This is a genomic window from Lentibacillus kimchii (assembly GCF_042666895.1).
GTDB lineage: Bacteria > Bacillota > Bacilli > Bacillales > Amphibacillaceae > Lentibacillus > Lentibacillus kimchii.
On record NZ_JBHTGR010000005.1, the window covers coordinates 150,622 to 169,343 of the forward strand.

Sequence of the window (18,722 nt, forward strand, 5' to 3'; positions counted from 1 at the left end):
TATAATGGTAGCATTATTTCAAAATCATACAAAGGAAAGGAAAGATAACATGCTGCTTGACGATATGCTGACGTATAATGAACAATTTGTAAAAAATAAAGCTTACGAGCCCTATCAGACAGACAGCCTTCCCAACAAACGCACAGTCATTTTCACTTGTATGGAGTCGCGGCTGATCGAATTACTTCCGAAAGCATTAAACATCCAAAACGGCGATGTGAAAATGGTGAAAAATGCTGGTGCGATTCTTCGTGATCCATTTGATAGCGTTATGAAAAGTATCCTGGTCGCTATACACGCATTAAAAGCGGAACAAGTTATGGTCATCGGCCATCATGATTGCGGCATGTCTCATATGGATCAGGACGACTTTGAACAGTCTGCTCTGGACAAAGGCGTACCATCTGAATCCATTCATACCCTAAAACATGCGGGGATTGATTTAGAAAGTGAATTCAAAGGGTTTAACGCAGTAGAGGACTCTGTTCAGGAAAGTGTCTCGGTCATTCGAAATCATCCTTTATTACCATCATCTATTCATGTTCACGGCCTGGTTATCGATCCTGATACGGGGCAGGCAGATCTAGTGACAAGGGGGTAGGAAATCAGATACCCAGCCGGTTTCACTGTTACAGACATAAGATTAGAATTTGCTTTATATCTGCTGTCAATGATTAAAAAGGGGCTGGGACAGAATTTAAATGACCAGCTCCCAAGATCAACATATGCTTCAGCTCAGCGGAGGAAAAGACGGCGACTTCTAAGGGATCAAAGGATAGGTGAGCCTCCGGAGCGCGCCAGCGCTTCGGAGGCTCACCAGCCGCCCGCGGAAAGCGGCGTCTTTTTCCGGAGCGGGCTTATGACTCTTGCCTTCTGTCCCAGCCCCTGTGCAGATATTTCAGTCCTTATATCATACATCGATTCCGCCTGTCTGTTTAATGATCGACATCACCCGTTCACGAGATTTGTCACTTCGGTAATTTTTCATATGGTCTACTATCACGGGTGCCTGTTTTTTCAACTGAGACAACTCATTCACCAGCGATTCATCCGTCAATTCCTCTTCCTCCATAACCCGGGCAAAGTTTTGATCCTTGAATGATTGAGCATTAATGATCTGATCCCCTCTGCTGGCAGATCTTGAGAGCGGTATCAGCAGCATCGGTTTATGAAGCGCCAGAAATTCAAAAATCGCATTGGAGCCAGCACGTGACAGGACAAGATCCGTTGCAGCGAATAAATTCTGCAGTTCTTCATTAACATACTCAAACTGGGCATACCCCGCCTGCTCAAAAGATGGATCCGTTTTCCCCTGTCCGCAAATATGGGCAATCTGAAACATGGTTAAGAGCTGATCAAGGTTCTCCCGCACTGTCTGATTGATTTTTTCCGCACCGCCGCTTCCCCCCATGACGAGCAGAACAGGCTTATTGCTGGTAAAGTCGCACATAGTGAGCCCCTCTGTTTTATCACCTGCAAACAGCTCATCCCTCACGACGGCTCCAACGTGCTCGGATTTTTTTTCTGGTAAATAATTCATTGTCTCGGGAAAAGTAGCCAGTACCTTCTTGGCAAATGGAATGGAGAGTCTATTAGCAAGACCAGGTGTGAAGTCAGACTCATGAATGACAGTTGGAACACCGCGCAATTTCGCCGCCATAATGACCGGGACAGAAACAAAACCGCCTTTGGAAAAAATAACGGACGGCTTTTGTTTTCCAATAATACGCCAAGCCTGCATCACCCCTTTCACCACTTTAAATGGATCTTTTATGTTTTCAGTTGATAAATAACGGCGCAGCTTGCCAGTGGAAATCGGGTAGTATGTAACATTATTAAGAGACCCAACCAGCTTACGCTCAATCCCATCATGAGAGCCGATGTAATCTATTTCCCAACCTTCATTCTGGAAGGCTGGAATCAGGGCAAGGTTAACAATGACATGACCGGCTGTACCGCCGCCTGTAAATAATAATCGTTTGGCACACATAAACGAAGCACTCCTTCTTTCAAAACATCCGCGAACCGAACAGTTTTTTACATTGCCAGTGGTCAGCACTTCAATAATCTGACCGCAGTCAGATACGCGAGCGCATTTATACAGAAAGACCATATATTTATATTCCGGCTTCTCCCATCTTAAGGGATATCCATATGAAAAGGAAGAGACCGGGGCAGAAAACATTAAAAGTACCTTTTTAGTTAATCAGACGACATGTCAGCTATTTCTAAAAAAACCCGCCATGATAATCATCATGGCGGGTTTGCTTTCAAGATTAGCCTTCAAGCAATAAGTTATATGGATCTTCCAGAAGTTCTTTGATCCGGACAAGGAACTGGACAGCTTCTTTACCGTCAACAAGCCGGTGATCGTACGACACAGCTAGATACATCATTGGGCGTACTTCAATCGAATCATCCGGCATAACCATAGGACGTTTTTGAATATTATGCATACCCAAAATACCAACCTGCGGCGAATTGAGAATAGGTGTTGACATCATTGATCCAAAGGTGCCGCCATTAGTAATGGTGAATGTACCACCTTGCAGCTCCTCCAATGACAATTCTTTATTAACCGCTTTTTGACCTAATTCACCGATTTCTTTTTCGACGCTGGCAAAATCCAGTTTATCGGCATCACGGACAACAGGGACAACCAGACCGTCATCAGTGGCAACCGCAATCCCGATATCATAGAATTGTTTCTTAACAATTTCCTTGCCTTGTATCTCGGCATTTAAGAGCGGAAAGTCTTTCAAAGCACCAATGACCGCTTTGGTAAAGAAAGACATAAATCCTAATTTGACACCATGTTTGTCTTTAAAGGCATCTTTCCGTTCGCTTCGCAGCTGCATGATGGCTGACATATCAACTTCATTAAATGTTGTCAGCATCGCTGCTTCCTGCTGTACATTTACCATCCGGCTGGCGATTGTCTGACGACGGCGCGACATCTTAACACGTTCGACAGGCTTATCAAATTCTGTCTTCTCCGACTTATCGGATGACTGTTTCGATGCTTCTTTTTGCTCAGGCTTCGACGCTGCTTTGTCATTGCCGCCTTTTGCCGATGCATCGACATCTTCCGGACGAATACGGCCTAATGGGTCACGCGCCTGAACATCATTCAGATCGATACCCAATTCACGTGCACGCTTGCGGGCAGCAGGTGATGCAATAACATCCTGGCTGTTGTCCGAAGCATCAGCCTGTTCTGTCTGCTGCTCTGCCTGTGGTGCTTCCTTTGGCTCGTTTGCCGGCTGTTCAGATGCTTTTGCTTCGTTTTGCTCAGTGCTTTCCCCGGCGTCACTGCTGCCTGCTTCTGCATTTTCGTCAACATTGGCAATCACGTCGCCAACTTCGACATCGTCACCTTCTCCCTGCAGGATTTCGGTGATAACACCTGAATAATCAGAGTTAACCTCAAGATTAACTTTATCTGTTTCCAGCTCAAGAACGACATCACCTTTTTCAACTTTGTCGCCTTTTTTGACAAACCACTCGGAAATGGTTCCTTCCGTAATCGATTCGGCAAGTTCTGGAACTTTAATTTCGCTCACTGGAATCTCCTCCTTCTGACGGATTAATCGCTTGTTGAATAATATAACGCTGTTCAGCTTTGTCCACATTCGGGTCTCCGACAGCCGGTGATGCCCGGTGTGGACGGCCAACATAGCGCAGTGTCTGGTTTTCGGTTAATAACTCCCGTAAATAGTTATCCACGAAATCCCAGCTGCCCATATTCTTTGGCTCTTCCTGGACCCAGACAATTTCTTTAAGGTTTGGCAGTTGTTTTAATTCGTTTGCCAGCTGCTTAGACGGGAATGGATAAATTTGTTCCACCCGTAAAACACGCAGCCAGTCAAATGACTTATCTGAATCCGCCATTTCCTCTTCAATGTCAACCATAACCTTGCCGCTTCCCATTAGCAGCCGGGTTGCATTTTTCTTGCTCACTTTAAGATTTGGCTGCTCTCTTAATGGCTTGAACCCGCTATCTGTAAACTCTTCAGCACTGGAAGCAACCCGCTCATTGCGCAATAAACTCTTTGGCGACATCAGGATAAGCGGCCGTGCCTCTTCTTTGCCGCGCATGGCAGCCTGCCGGCGGAGCAAATGGAAATATTGTGCTGATGATGTGACATTGGCAACAATTAAATTGTTCTCAGCAGCAAGCTGCAAGAAACGTTCCAAACGAGCACTGGAGTGTTCCGGCCCCTGCCCTTCATAACCATGCGGCAGCAGCATGACCATGTTGGATTTATCGCCCCATTTAGCGCGTGCCGCAGAGATGAACTGATCAATAACGACCTGAGCCGCATTGACAAAATCACCAAATTGGGCTTCCCAAATAACAAGGGCATTCGGTGCCTGTACACTGTAACCATATTCAAATCCTAATACGCCGGCTTCCGAAAGCGGACTGTTTTGGATATCGAAGGAAGCCTCGACTCCTTCAAGCCCGTGCATTGGGCTATATGTTTCACCAGTCTCAGCATCATGCAGAACTAAATGACGATGTGCAAATGTCCCGCGTTCTGTATCCTGACCGGTTAAGCGGATCGGGATGCCATCATTGAGAATGGACGCATATGTCAACGCCTCACCAGCACCCCAATCGGCTTTATTGCCATCTTCAAACAGGTTTTCACGGCGCTTGAGAATCCGTTTCAGCTTGCGGAAGACAGTGAAGCCTTCAGGACGTTTCTGCAAATCGTTATTCAGCTTTTTCAGAGTTTCCAGCGGTATTGCCGTCTTAAATTGATCAAGTCCATTCGTTAAAGCTTTTGGCATGTCATTAGCTGTTTCGGTATCAGCATCATTCTCTTTCATGTTCTCATAAATCTCGCGCAAATTAGCTTCTGTCTGCTGCTTGAATTGCTGCAATGTGTCTTGGTTAATGATGCCCTCGTTTTGCAATTGTTCTGCGAAAACAGCTGAAGTTGCTGGATGGTCATCAATAACTTGATAAAGCATAGGCTGTGTGGCCCGTGGTTCATCCATTTCGTTATGGCCATAACGGCGATAACCAACAAGATCAATCAGGAAATCTTTATGAAATGTCTGCCGGTATTCATAAGCCATTTTAACAGCAATCACACATGAAATTGGATCATCACCGTTTACATGAATGATCGGTATTTCAAACCCTTTTGCCAAATCACTGGCATAGCGGGTTGAGCGTCCATCCTGCTGGGTTGTCGTATACCCGAGCAGATTGTTTGAGATGATGTGGAGCGTTCCACCCGTCTGATAGCCTGGCAAACCCTTGAAATTCAGTGTTTCAGCGACAACACCTTCTCCCGGGAATGCGGCATCACCATGAATCAGAACAGGCAGTGCTTTATTAAAGTCCTGTCCTGGAGATCCTCTGTGTGCGCGGTCGTCCTGACCAGCACGCGCCAGTCCTTCAGCAATTGGGTTAACAAATTCCAAATGGGAAGGGTTGTTGGCAAGTGTTATACGCGTTGTTGTTTCCGTGCCGTCCTGAACATCTTTCGTCGCACCATAATGATACTTCACATCACCGGTCCAGCCGGAATTAATGCCTGTCGATCCTTCTGATGGAATAAGTTCTTTATCAGTAGAATGATGGAATTCGGAAAAAATCCTGTCAAACGGCTTTCCAAGAACATGTGCCAGAACACTGAGACGTCCCCGGTGTGCCATTCCCATCATAATATGTTCCACCCGGTCATCAATTGAATTTTTAACAACCTGATCGAGCATCGGAATCATTGATTCCATACCTTCAATCGAAAAACGTTTCTGACCGGTGAACATTTTCTGCAGGAACTCTTCAAAGCCTTCTACTTGAGCCAGCCGCTCCAGTATATTCTGTTTATCTTCATCAGACCATGCAGCATCATATTTGCCGGACTCAATATAATCCAGCAGCCAAGCACGTTCGTTATCATTATTGACGTGATCATATTCAAATGTGATCGTTCCGGAATAAATTTTCTTCAGCTCCCGGATAACATCTGAGCCGTTATCAACGCTGGCTGGTGCTTGTTCCCAGAGCCATGAAGCCGGCATGCTTTCTAAATCCTCTTCTGACAGTCCATATGTCTCGGGATCAACCAGATTTGAATCGCGCTCATCACGCCCCACAGGGTAAATATCCGCCTCCATGTGGCCAAAACGACGAATAGCCTCAACAAGCTTCATTGCTGAGGTTAACTTCTTAACATCACCTGTGGAAAGAGATGATTGCTGCAATTCCTGACTGGTTCCTTGTGACGATTGCACCTGGACAGGGGATCCATGCTTGTCAAAAAGTTCTTTTAAGGAAGGATCGATCGCATCACTGTTTTCCTTATATAACTCATACTGTTCTTCAATATACCCCATGTTTGGTCCATGAAAACTCTCCCAGAAATTTTCGTGAGATGCTTCATTTTGTGCCACGTCTTATACCCCCATTTGCATTTGTCGTTATCGTACCCTATTAGCATAATAACATTAAAACAGTTCACACGCATGTGTCAGTAAATACATATTATCACGTTTCGCATACGTCAACTGCATTATAGCTCTTTTCGTTTTGCTCCATCAACTAATATACCCTATTTTTGCGCCACAGACAACACAGGATCGCACTGTTTTAAAAATAGAATAATTCACACAGCGTTCCGTAGATACCTTTCTGTTGTGACGGTTCACATAATAGGCATTATCCGGTATAATAAGGGTATAATAACGTTAAAGTACGATTTACATAAACAATAGGAGGAGATGCATTCATGGACATTGCTCTCATACTAGGCGTTACAGCGACATTTCTCGTTTCCATTTTCACGGCGGGATATGACGCTAAACCAGGCGTTCCCAAAAAGAAGCAGTGAATACAACGCGTTAATGGTGTCAGTTTCCTGTCTTATGCGGCTTCAGCCATCGCACAGAAAAGCATCGGCAAATAAGCCGATGCTTTCATCGTGATTCCTGCGATGTTTATGCCATATTCGGGAATCCCTGCTGGCGAAGCGCTTCGTAAATGATTATAGCTGCCGTATTCCCCAGGTTCAATGAACGGACTTTCTCACCCATAGGAACCCGCAGACACTGATCTTCCTTACCGGCAAGAAACGCCTCCGGGAAACCGCTGCCTTCACGGCCGAATACAAAGAATAAATCCTGATTCGTATCCGAAAAGTTATAATCCGTGTAATAATTAGAACCGATATTTTCAATATAGTAATAACACCCATCTGGAAAAGCTGTATATAATGTGTCGATGTCATTATATTCACGCACATCCACATATGGCCAATAATCAAGCCCTGCCCGGCGCACCATCTTATCATCGGTGGAAAATCCAAGCGGGTGGATTAGATGCAATGTCGCATGTGCCGACAGACACGTTCTCGCTATGTTGCCTGTATTAGCAGGTATTTCGGGTTGATAAAGTACGATATTAAGACTCACTGTTCCAATCCCCTCTTCCAAGTAACATGCTGCAACAGCATTAGTATACCACGCTTACCCAATTCGAAAAAACTTATATTGAATGGCTGGTGTCCAGGCAGGCGAGTCCTCGTATGACCAGTGACGATTCCGGCTGTTATCAGTATGAGCATTTACCAGTGGCATCCCCTCAGCATCACGGGCCACCACGATTGTATTATGGTCCCATCTCCCATCACCGGCAAAATCATAACAAATAATATCACCTGGGAGAAGATCGTGAGCCGATTCCACTTCTTTTCCTTTTAAACCTGACGTTGAACCGCTTAAATACCAGCGCAGGGAATGAGCGACTGCCCAGCTGTAGCTCCAATTATCGTCCTGATACCACCAGCCTTTGTCCCGTTCAGGAGCTCCTCTCATCGGTGCGCCGCCTGCCCGCATACATTGGGAAACGTAATTGGTGCAGTCTACCTCGAATTGACGGTAGTTGGGATTATAACTGTTCCACCACCGCTCGGCATATCGGACGGCTGCTCGTCTGTCATAAGAAAAGCGGTCGCCTGTGCTATCTCTTAACGACGACGATTCAAGCACCGCTTCGCTGGCCATTTGAACAGGCATAGCCATCACCTTATGCTCAGTCATCTCACCATCCTTCCATCTAACTTCACACGGTATGACTTGCTCTTCCAGAAAAAAATGCTGTTTTTGCTTAATTAAAAACGTTAAATGCAACAGGTAACGTCCAAAAGCTTGACCGGCATATCGGATCTCCTCAAAAGCATGCCCCTGTCCGCTGATCTTAACAATGTCAGCACCGCGATTTTGAAACAGTCCTTTTTTCCGACTCCACCAGGTATCTGTTTGCCGGTCCGATTGAAAAAAAGCAAGCCAATCACGTTTGAGTTTCTCCATAAAAAAATCCCTCCACTATTACTATATGGAGAGAAAGTTTGTCCAACACCTGCTATTTTGCCTCAAGTTCCAGCAGAAATTCTTTTTTAGCCAGTCCGCCGCCATAACCAACCATCTGGCCATTTGCACCAATAACCCGATGACATGGCACGACAATCGAAAATGGGTTTTTATTAACCGCACCGCCGACAGCCCGCACGGCTTTCGGATTGCCTATTGAATCGGCTATCGCTTTGTATGTCCGCGTTTCACCGTAAGGAACGTGACACAAGGCATGCCAGACTTGCTGCTGAAATGGTGTGCCATAAAAAACAAAGGCGAATGAAAAAGCTTCCCGTTTTCCCCGAAAATAATCGGTCAGTTCACGTTTGATAAGAGCCACTTGACCAGGCTGCTTTTGGAACACCGGTTCACCCAAGTAGCGCTGGGCCCATTTCGTCAGGCCGGTCAGCTCCCTAAATGGGCCGTAGTCAATCCGGATTGCTTGTTCCCCATCACTTAAAATAGTCAATGGACCAACTGGGGAATCCATTTCATCATAATAAAGCTTCATAGTGAATGCCTCTTTTCGACGAACATCAATCAGTCAGAGTAACCTCCTGAAAGGTCAGCCCTTTTTCCATTTCTTCAACCACTTGATCATCCTGTTCCTGTTTCATCGCATCTTTAATAGCAGCGTAAGCCTCTTCGGTTCCGATTTTTCCGAGCGACCAGGCTGCGGTCCCGCGAATAACCGGCCGCGGATCATTACTCATAACACTGATGATCTCGTCAACTGATGCCGTATCTCTGTCGTTTCCAAGTGCGATTAATGCGTTGCGCTGCAGGGGCTTTTTCCCACGCCATGACCCGGCGACGTGGCCAAACGTCTCCTTGAATTCCCGGTTGGAAATCCGGAGCATCGGCTTTAACTTAGGCTTGGCTACATCAAGATCCGGCTCAAATTCCGGGTGTTTATGCACATCCATATGTTTGTTATACGGACATACAGCCTGGCAGGTATCGAAACCATAAATGAAATGGCCGATTTTCGAGCGGTATTCTTCGGGCATAAAATCTTTCGTTTGCGTTTGAAAGGCCAGACATTTTTGCGCATCCAATTGGCCGCCCTGGACAAGAGCCCCTGTTGGACAAGCATCCAGACATTTGGTACAGGAGCCACACCCATCTTCAAGCGGGGTATCCGGCACGAATGGAATATTGGTGATAATTTCCCCCAGATAAACATAGGAGCCAAATTCTGGCGTGATAATGGAGGTGTTTTTGCCGCTGAAGCCGATGCCAGCACGCTCAGCAACAGCGCGGTCAGACAGCTCGCCAGTATCGACCATCACATTGGTCTCAGCATCAGGAAAACGCTCTCTGATAAAGGCATCGAGATCGGTCAATTTGGCTTTGAGCACTTCATGATAATCTCTCCCCCACGAGGCCCGGCAAAAAACACCTCGTCGCTCTTCTTTTTTATTCGCGGGCCTATCCTTTGTGCGCGAAGGATAAGCAAGCGCAATCGAAATAATCGATTTAGCCTCTGGGAGCAATCGGTCAGGTTCAGTCCGCTCCTCAATCGACCCTTTTTCAAAACCGGATTGATACCCAAGTTCCTGCTGCCGTTTCAAACGCTGTTTCAAGCTTTCAAATACATCTGCAGAGGCAAACCCAAGTTTATCAATCCCGATTTCCTCACTGTAATCAAGTATGGCCTGACGCAGCTGACTTGTGTTCATTTGGACGGCCTCCTTCCCTGATGACTAACTGCCCCTTCTTTGATCAGCCTGGTCTTTTTAAAAAAGGGACAGAACGTTTTTATTGCTGTGTAACTTTTGCGGTGCGCATGCGATTGAGAACTGCAGCAATCTCATGGCGTCTGGGACGTGCTATATCTCCCGGATGCTTGTTCCCGAACGCCGTGAATGAGGCCAGCCCTTTCTGATCCATTTGCTGTTCAATTGTATCCAACAGGTCATTCAGTGACTGGTTTCCAAGTGCATTTGTCCGGTCCAGATGCTGAATGATTTCGGCAATCATGCGTGTTTGTGACGGATCGACCAGCTGTTCCGTATCCGCAAATGTTATATCCGACCGGCCCATAATAATGGTTGTCAGTCCTTTAGCCTGGACTTTGGATTTTTTCCCTTTTTGTGTCTGGACAGACGACTGCTGAAAATACCGTTCCGTTAAATCACCAAACGTCTGCTCCAGCATCGACTCCCGTCTATTCGGGTTTTCTGCGACAATTTGCTTGGCATCGTCTGTCACATTATAAGGTTCATAGGCTTCCAGCATGATGACGTTATCAGCTACACTGAAGTAATCGCCGGAACCACCCATGACGAGAATCGTTGACACACCAAGCTGATCATACATTTGTTTAATCTTATCAATGAAAGGTGTGATCGGCTCTTTGTCTTTATGGACCAGCTGCTGCATGCGTTCGTCGCGGATCATGAAATTCGTGGCACTGGTGTCTTCATCAATCAGAATGGTCGTCGCTCCCACTTCCAGTGCTTCCATTACATTAGCTGCCTGCGACGTGCTCCCGCTGGCATTCTCTGTTGTGAAGAAATGGGTATTCTGCTTATGCGGCAAGTTGGTGATGAACGGTGAAATATTGACACCTGTTACCTGCCGGCCGTCTTCCGCACGGATTTTGACTGCATCCATATCAGTGAGAACATATTCACGACCATCGCCTTTAATATGCGAATACACGCCGCGTTCCATTGCTTCGAGAAGTGTACTCTTGCCGTGATAGCCACCGCCGACAATCAGCGTAATCCCTCTATGAATGGCCATGCCTTTTAAGGGCTCTGTGCGGTGCGGAATTTCGATTGTCACTTCATCTTCTGCAGGGCTTTCGAAAGGAACGGCTTTCTTTAATGGCCGGTTGCTGATCCCGCTTTCTCTGGGGAGGATCGAGTCGTTAGCAATGAAGGCCAGCCAATTATTGTCGCGCATCACCTTTCTTATGGCTTCCTGCTGATCAGCCAGTTGAACCGCTTGTTCGACTTCATCGTCGCTGATTGCGAAAATGGACCGTTTCAAGATATCAGGTATTGCATTGAAGAACAGTTTTTCCGCTTCCCGGCCGTTAATTTTACGGCCATTTGCCGGCAGGCCTACCGAAAAGCATACGGTGATTGACTTTTCATCAGCCTGGACAGCACTCCGTTCGAGCACCTCCTGCCCTGGCCGGTCAAATTGGATCGCGCCGCTTTTTCCCGATCCTTTAATAAACACATCACCTTTACTGACAGCGGTGCCTGTTTTCCGTGCCAGGATGTCCTCAGTTGCCACTCTTCTTCTATACGATTCCAGCCATTCTGATTTTAACGGCCGTTTTTTTGTCGGTATAACGACACGTATTTTGGATGGGGCTGCAAACGGATCCCCCTGAACATAGTCAATATATAAATCAAATTCGGAAAATGGATGGTGGCCTTGAATGTCTTTATACGCTTTATAGCCCTTGCCATCAATCTGCTTTAACGTTTGTTGTAGTTGTTTCATACAAAACTCCTCAAACTTATATTTCACTTTTAGAATACATGGCAGGCTGAACTTATTCAAGCCTGCGAAACCTATGAAAAAACGCAATGCTTCGTAAATATAGCGAAACACTGCGTTGTGACATATGTATGGAGCGGGTGACGGGGATCGAACCCGCGACGTCAGCTTGGGAAGCTGAGGTTTTACCACTAAACTACACCCGCCTATGCAAGGTTTGTCGTTTCCTGTCTCTCTAAGACATCACTTAGTATAGCAGGTTTACAGAATCAATTCAATGCCCCGCCAATAACTTTTTTACCATAACAACGAATTTACGGAAAACCCACTAGAACAGATGCCTCACCCGCCTGGCATATGACTGGATCTGGGCCGAAAGATCCTTTACAGACCAAACACCTCCGTATAAAATAACGATAAAGGAGGCGATTAACGTGTCAGTTTATCAAACGATTCTGTCACAGACAGATTTCACTGAACGTGACGACCTGACCTATCCATTTGAAGAGCGAGGCTTGCAGTTTGGTGATGGTATCTATGAAGTTATCCGCATTTATCAGGGGTCCTTCTATTTGCTCACCGAACATGTGAATCGTTTATTCCGCTCTGCTGCTGCCATTAAGCTTCAACTGCCATTTTCCAAACAGACGATTACAAATCAGCTGCAGGAATTGCTGGCGAAAAACGCTATGACAACGGACGGGATTGTTTATTTACAAGCAACGCGCGGCTCAGCGCCAAGGACGCATGCTTTCCCTGCCGCTGATACCCCTGCTAATGTTTATGCGTATGTTAAAGATATGCCGCGTAAACGGGAAGAGATCATTAACGGCGTATCAGCCATTACACAACGCGACATCCGGTGGGAAAATTGCTATATTAAAAGTCTGAACCTGCTGCCAAATGTGCTGGCTAAGCAAGAAGCCCAGGAAAATGGCTGTTTCGAGGCAATACTCGAGCGGGATGGACGTGTTACTGAGGGCAGTTCCTCCAATCTCTATCTCGTCAAAGATCATCACATTTACACACATCCAGCCACAAACCAGATTCTAAACGGCTGTGTGCGCATGCGTGTAAAACAGTTTGCTGCTGATTTAGAGTATCCGCTGACTGAGGAGGCCTTTTCACCTGAGGCGATTGCAAATGCTGATGAATTATTTCTCACCAGCAGTACATCGGAAGTGATGCCTATTGTTATGGTTAACGGAAAACCAATCGCTGACGGCCAGCCAGGCAGCATAACCCGCCAGCTGCAAACGGCTTATGAAGCAGATGCTCAAATATCGAATGTGACTTCCTAGCCTTTTGAATTTTCAAAAGGCTTTTTATTGCCTTATTATCTGAAAACGTTTATGATCAACACTGTAGCTATGAAGTGACGCGTTAAGATTCGCTTGAAAACAGCATTAATTTTCAGCTATAATTATTGGAAAATTTACATTTTTATGAGGAGGCTTTCAATATGTCTGATACAGTAAAACGACCATTAGCAGCAGAAGATTTGCAAAGAATCGCTATTTTAAGTGATTCACAGCTGACACCGGATGGAAGCGGTTATACCTTTGTCTCGACAGGGGCTAATGACCAGGACGGCTATACATCGCACCTGTTTTTCCAATCGCTTGCGGAACAAAACCCGCGGCAATGGACATTCGCTGATGGCAAAGACAGTCATCCGCGTTTTTCGCCAGATGGCTCACAAGTTGTTTTCCAGTCAACCCGCACAGGCACCGCGCAATTATGGCTGCTGCATACAGATGGCGGGGAAGCAAGGCAGCTGACAACGTTTAAACATGGCGCAGTCAGCCCAGAGTGGTCGAAGGACGGGCATTATATTATGTTTAGTGCCCCGCTGGAACAGGGTGATGAAGCAGTCAATCAAGCGATTTCCAGTGAAGCTGACCAGCAGGAGGAAACAGGGTCCAAACAGCCGCTTATCATTAATCGACTGCAGTATAAATCGGACGCCGGCGGTTTCGATGATGGCAAACGGACACAGATCATTCGTTATGATATCCAGCATGACACATTTGAACAGCTGACGTCTGCTGATACAGATCATAGCTTTGAAGATATGTCACCAGACGGGGAAAAAATGTTAGTCAGTGCTAATTTCAGTGAAAACAGCGATTACGAACAGACCAATGACCTTTATCTGCTGGATCTGAAAACAAAAGCCATGACCTCCCTAACGAACGGAAAAGGTCAGTATGGGAATGCCCGCTTCTCACCGAGCGGTGCGAAAATCGCCTCGCTGGGTCATGAATTTGCTTACGATGGGGCCACTTTAAACGAATTATATGTGTTTGATGCAGCGACTGGTTACCGCACATGCCCTAGTCAAAGCTGGGATATGCAGCTTGGCGATGTCATGATCGGTGATACACGCATGGGCCAGTCCGAAAACGGCCCCGTCTGGCAAGAGGACGGAAAACATTTACTGATTATCGCATCCAGCCATGGCACAACCGGTCTCTATCAAACGAGTCTTGATGGTGACTTAACAACCATCTATGCAGCGGACAACCATGTCTTTGATTTTGCCTGTCAATCGGGCACCTTCATTCTGGGTATCAGCACACCTGTCAATCCTGGTGACTTCTATCAACTGGATGACAAGAACAATCTCTTGCGGTTAACTGATGCCAATCGCACGTTTCTGGACAGTGTTGAACTCAGTGAACCGGAAACATTGACGTTTCAAGCAGACGACGGCTGGCATATTCAAGGCTGGCTATTGCGGCCATATGGATTCCAGGAAGGCAGGCAATACCCAATGATTATGGAAATCCATGGCGGTCCGCATATGATGTATGGCAAGACTTTCTTCCACGAAATGCAACTGCTTGCGGCTAAAGGCTATGCCGTGCTGTACACCAATCCGCGTGGCAGCTACGGGTATGGTCAGGCGTTTGTTGATGCTTGTCGCGGCGATTATGGCGGTAAAGATTATACAGACCTGATGACTGCTGTCGATGGTGTGCTTGAGAGATATGATTTTCTGGATGATCAGCGTCTCGGCGTAACCGGAGGCAGTTATGGCGGGTTTATGACCAACTGGATTGTCAGCCATACCAACCGGTTCAAGGCCGCTGTCACGCAGCGCTGCATCAGCAACTGGCTCAGCTTTTATGGGGTCAGTGATATTGGTTATTTCTTTACCAAATGGGAACAGGGCAAGAATTTGCTGGAAGATCCCACTGCTCTGTGGAATTTCTCACCGCTGAAATACGCTGAAAATGTGCAGACACCTTTATTGCTTGTGCACGGGGAAAAAGACTACCGCTGTCCAATCGAACAAAGTGAACAGCTGTTTGTCGCTTTAAAGCATATGAAAAAAGACACCGAATTTGTCCGCTTCCCAGATGCCAATCATGAATTAAGCCGAAATGGCAAGCCAGAGATGCGCATCGAGCGGTTGCGTCATATCACCCGCTGGTTTGAACAGTATCTATAAATTTTAATTCAAAAGCGGAACTGGGACAAAACTTAAGTGATCCATTTAACAACGAACCTGCTCGGATTTTAATTGGCGTCCCAGTCCCCTTCTATCACCAGCCTGCATAATCAGCCAAAAAGCTATTCAGTTTAGTGATGTATTTATCTTTAGCTACAATAAATGACCCGCCATGGTTCGCACCGTCAAGCGTCATGCGTTCTGCCTCGCTTTTCGTATGATCATATAACGTTTTGGACATTCGCGCAGGTACAAACGTGTCATCATTCCCGTGAATATACAGAATCGGAACATCAGCTTTCTTGACCTGATCCAGTGCTGAGGCTTCTTTGAAAGAATAACCAGCCCGCAATTCCGTCACAAGACTTGTTGAAGGAATAAAGGGAAAGGCAGGCAAATGGAACATCCGGCCTATCTGATAGCTGAACAAGTCGCTCACACTCGTATAGGGGCTGTCAGCAATAACTGCTTTGACATTATCCGGCAAATCCTCACCAGCGGCCATCAGAACTGTCGCAGCACCCATGGAAATGCCGTGTAGGACAATTTCTGTATCATCACCATATGTGTCAATAATCTTATGAATCCAGTCAAGATAGTCCAAGCGGTCAGGCCACCCGAAGCCAATATAGTCACCACCACTTGATCCATGCCCTCTCGCGTCTGCTGTGAAGATGTTATAACCTTTCTGTTCATAGTAATACTGCCCGAATAACCCCATGTCCATCGCGCCTCCGAGATAGCCGTGCGCCATAACAACAACTTTATTTGATGGCTCTTTTGCTTCCAGAAAATAGCCCTTTAAGTCCAGGCCATCACGCGAGTCAAGCGTCCATTCATCAAAATTCTGCTGGTCGACCCATGTCCGCCAGTCACCATTTAACAGTTCATCCATCGTTTCGGGGGACACTTCCAAGTCCTTATTTCCCTGTAAAAAGTCTTTTTCATTTCGGTCAATAGCTAAATGATAAAAGAAGAAGCTGGCTGCAATATCTATAATAAAAGCGAGACTTACAATTCCGATTAGGATCTTCAGCCACTTTTTTCATTTCACTTGATTCCCTCTTTTCTTCATAATCCTCATATACATTATACAGGATCATGGCAAGAGAACATGTTAATGAAACAGTCCCGCTTCCCGTGACTTTTTCATCAAACGGTCTGTATGTTTATTGAGCACATTTTTAAATAGCGTACCAAGTATAAGGACACCTATCCCAATCGCTGCAAGAACAGCAGCATCAGTAAATACTGTCTGCCATATAATACCGCCTACTGCTTCACGCATGAGATCAATAGCGTAAGTGAAAGGCAGGTATGGATGAATAACATGGAAGAATTCTGGTACTAAAGCCATTGGATAAGTTCCGCCTGCTCCTGAAAGCTGCAGAACGAGCAGAACAATAACCATAGCCTTACCGACATCACCAAACAGGGAAACAAGCGTGTAGACAATAGTGACAAAAACCATACTAATGAAAAGTCCGAATAAAACAAACCACACAGGATGAGCCATTTCAACACCAAGAATGTATAAGTCGCCCAAAGTGACAATAAGGGATTGTAATAGGCCAAATGTCATAAATGAAAACAATTTTCCAAAGTACTGTTCGCGTCCAGTTAAATTTTCGCGGTCATTGACATCAGTTGCCAGTAAGGAAATCAAAAGAAGACCGCCTACCCAGAAGGCAAGCACTGTATAAAAAGGTGTCATGCCTGCACCAAAGTTTTGGACAGGGAATACTTCATTTTCATTTAATTTAATCGGTTCTTCAAAGAAGTTTTTCTCCGCTTCAGAATCGTTGCGCAATAAATCAATGATTTGATTGATATCCGTATCATCCTGAACATCACGGATATTATCAGCTACTTTATTGACCTTATCATGAATAACAGGATATTTATTAAGGATCGTTGTTAAATAATCCTGCCCTTCGTCAATATGATTTTCTGTCTTATTGAGCACATTTTTAACCTCAGGTATTGTGGATTGAATATCTGTCAGTATATTATCCGCATTGCCCAGAGTACCCTGCGCCTGACCTATTTTTTCTTTCACTTCAGGCTCAATCGTTTCCTTATACTCTCTCAAAAAGTCCCCAATCCGGTTTTCAGCATTTCCTGAGACATCTGCTATATTTGATAATATCTTATCAACTTCTTTTCTTTTATCTTTTACAAATGACGTGATATTTTCTCCATTTTGCTGTGCTTCTTTAAGTGCCCCACGTAATGTATCGACACGCGCTAAACCATCATCTATTAGTTGATCGCGTCTCTTTTCAAAATCAGTGTTTTCTTTGTCATTGCCAGAAGAATCTTCTTCAGCGGACTCTTCTTGAGATGGATCCGTATCCGGCTCAGGTATATCCATATCGCGCAAATCCTTCAGTGATTGTTCAACATTATCTAGACGATTTGTCGCATTGTCCAGCAAGTTATCAACATCTTCTTGCAATTCGCGTCCCTTACTGAAATCAATATCCTGATTCTGTGCATTTTTAACAACATCATTAATGTCGCCGGCAGTATTTTCGGCTTTTTGTAAATCTTTTTTGATTTTTGGCGCCATATCATCTAATTGATTTTGTGCTTTTGACAGTAATGATGATGTTTCATGTACCGTTTGAAGTCCATTTTCTGTCGTTTTTTCAGCTTGCGGAATTTTACCTTCCGCTTGATTAATAAGCGATTGCGCTTCTTTTGTATCATCATAACCGTTAGAAACTAAATCATGTATTTCCGGCAGATCTTCTTCCATCTTAAATATATAATCTTCGAAAGTTTCTATATCCGGCAATTGATCATGCAATTCGAGACCTATCTCATCAAACATATCAAAAATAACACCGTTGACAGTCGAAATAAATCGACCGGTCATCTGGTCGATAATTGAGCTTGCCCCTTTATCGGTAATTTTTGGTGCAATTGCATTAGATTTTTCATTCACATAATATTCAATGTTGCCTTTTTCTGGTTTATCATCCATGACCGTTGAAAGTTTTTCTGAAAAGTTTTCCGGTATTAAGATAACAGCAAAATAATCACTATGTTCCAATTTATCCATAGCTTTCTCACGGTCAGTAAATTGCCAATCCATTTTATCGTTATCTTTTAACGTATCCACAAGTTCGTCACCGACATCTATCGTTTCATCTTGCACTTCAGCTCCTGTGTCCTCATTAACAACACCTATAGGAATTTGATCAGTATTGCCATAAGGATCCCAAGACATGTAAATGTTAAGCCAGGCATAAAGCGAAGGCAGGATAATCAAGCCGCCTATAATCATGGCTGCCACCCAGTTTTTAACAATATTATTCATGTCTTTCGAGTAAATTTTCCAGCTGTTTTTCATTAGACTATGCCTCATTCCAGCCAATACACTCGTGCATTGGCTATTACCTAAATTACATATGTAATCATTATACCA

General features: G+C 45.2%; 13 protein-coding genes and 1 tRNA gene. 3 read left to right on the plus strand and 11 right to left on the minus strand.

Features of this window, described 5'->3' with window-relative positions; all coding sequences use genetic code 11:
- Positions 1-49 precede the first annotated feature (49 nt).
- Positions 50-601 carry a beta-class carbonic anhydrase gene (locus tag ACFQU8_RS03550; protein WP_382357794.1) on the plus strand — a complete coding sequence of 184 codons (552 nt, stop codon included), beginning with the start codon at positions 50-52 and terminating at the stop codon, positions 599-601.
- Positions 602-910: 309 nt separating this feature from the next.
- Here the strand turns inward: ACFQU8_RS03550 and ACFQU8_RS03555 are convergent, their stop codons facing one another.
- From ACFQU8_RS03555 to ACFQU8_RS03595, 9 genes are all read right to left on the minus strand, one after another.
- The gene (locus tag ACFQU8_RS03555; protein WP_382357795.1) at positions 911-1,990 is read right to left on the minus strand and encodes an undecaprenyldiphospho-muramoylpentapeptide beta-N-acetylglucosaminyltransferase; all 1,080 of its coding nucleotides are present in this window, start codon (positions 1,988-1,990) and stop codon (positions 911-913) included.
- A 286-nt stretch (positions 1,991-2,276) separates the two neighbouring features.
- Positions 2,277-3,563 carry a 2-oxoglutarate dehydrogenase complex dihydrolipoyllysine-residue succinyltransferase gene (gene odhB, locus ACFQU8_RS03560; RefSeq protein ID WP_382357796.1) on the minus strand — a complete coding sequence of 429 codons (1,287 nt, stop codon included), beginning with the start codon at positions 3,561-3,563 and terminating at the stop codon, positions 2,277-2,279.
- Complete coding sequence (locus ACFQU8_RS03565; protein WP_382357797.1) at positions 3,550-6,414, minus strand: 2-oxoglutarate dehydrogenase E1 component; 2,865 nt, start codon at positions 6,412-6,414, stop codon at positions 3,550-3,552. Before ACFQU8_RS03565 ends, odhB begins: the two co-directional genes overlap by 14 nt.
- A gap of 543 nt (positions 6,415-6,957) precedes the next feature.
- A complete protein-coding gene (locus ACFQU8_RS03570; protein WP_382357798.1) occupies positions 6,958-7,431 on the minus strand; it encodes a tRNA (cytidine(34)-2'-O)-methyltransferase in 474 nt (157 codons plus the stop codon).
- Between the two features lie 54 nt (positions 7,432-7,485).
- Entirely contained in the window at positions 7,486-8,328 is an 843-nt protein-coding gene (locus ACFQU8_RS03575) for an amidase domain-containing protein (protein WP_382357799.1), read from the minus strand.
- Between the two features lie 52 nt (positions 8,329-8,380).
- A complete protein-coding gene (locus tag ACFQU8_RS03580) occupies positions 8,381-8,881 on the minus strand; it encodes a methylated-DNA--[protein]-cysteine S-methyltransferase (protein WP_382357800.1) in 501 nt (166 codons plus the stop codon).
- A 25-nt stretch (positions 8,882-8,906) separates the two neighbouring features.
- A complete protein-coding gene (gene queG / locus ACFQU8_RS03585; RefSeq protein WP_382357801.1) occupies positions 8,907-10,052 on the minus strand; it encodes a tRNA epoxyqueuosine(34) reductase QueG in 1,146 nt (381 codons plus the stop codon).
- 79 nt (positions 10,053-10,131) lie between these two features.
- Entirely contained in the window at positions 10,132-11,835 is a 1,704-nt protein-coding gene (locus tag ACFQU8_RS03590; protein WP_382357802.1) for an ABC-ATPase domain-containing protein, read from the minus strand.
- 129 nt (positions 11,836-11,964) lie between these two features.
- Positions 11,965-12,038 (minus strand) — tRNA-Gly (locus tag ACFQU8_RS03595).
- Positions 12,039-12,266: 228 nt separating this feature from the next.
- Here ACFQU8_RS03595 and dat point away from each other — a divergent pair.
- Entirely contained in the window at positions 12,267-13,133 is an 867-nt protein-coding gene (dat, locus tag ACFQU8_RS03600) for a D-amino-acid transaminase (protein WP_382357803.1), read from the plus strand.
- Between the two features lie 161 nt (positions 13,134-13,294).
- Entirely contained in the window at positions 13,295-15,289 is a 1,995-nt protein-coding gene (locus tag ACFQU8_RS03605; protein ID WP_382357804.1) for a S9 family peptidase, read from the plus strand.
- A 94-nt stretch (positions 15,290-15,383) separates the two neighbouring features.
- Here ACFQU8_RS03605 and ACFQU8_RS03610 read toward each other — a convergent pair whose 3' ends face one another.
- Positions 15,384-16,184: an alpha/beta hydrolase gene (locus ACFQU8_RS03610; protein WP_382357805.1), complete on the minus strand. Its 801-nt coding sequence runs from the start codon at positions 16,182-16,184 to the stop codon at positions 15,384-15,386.
- A 222-nt stretch (positions 16,185-16,406) separates the two neighbouring features.
- The gene (locus tag ACFQU8_RS03615; protein WP_382357806.1) at positions 16,407-18,647 is read right to left on the minus strand and encodes a YhgE/Pip family protein; all 2,241 of its coding nucleotides are present in this window, start codon (positions 18,645-18,647) and stop codon (positions 16,407-16,409) included.
- Positions 18,648-18,722 lie beyond the last annotated feature (75 nt).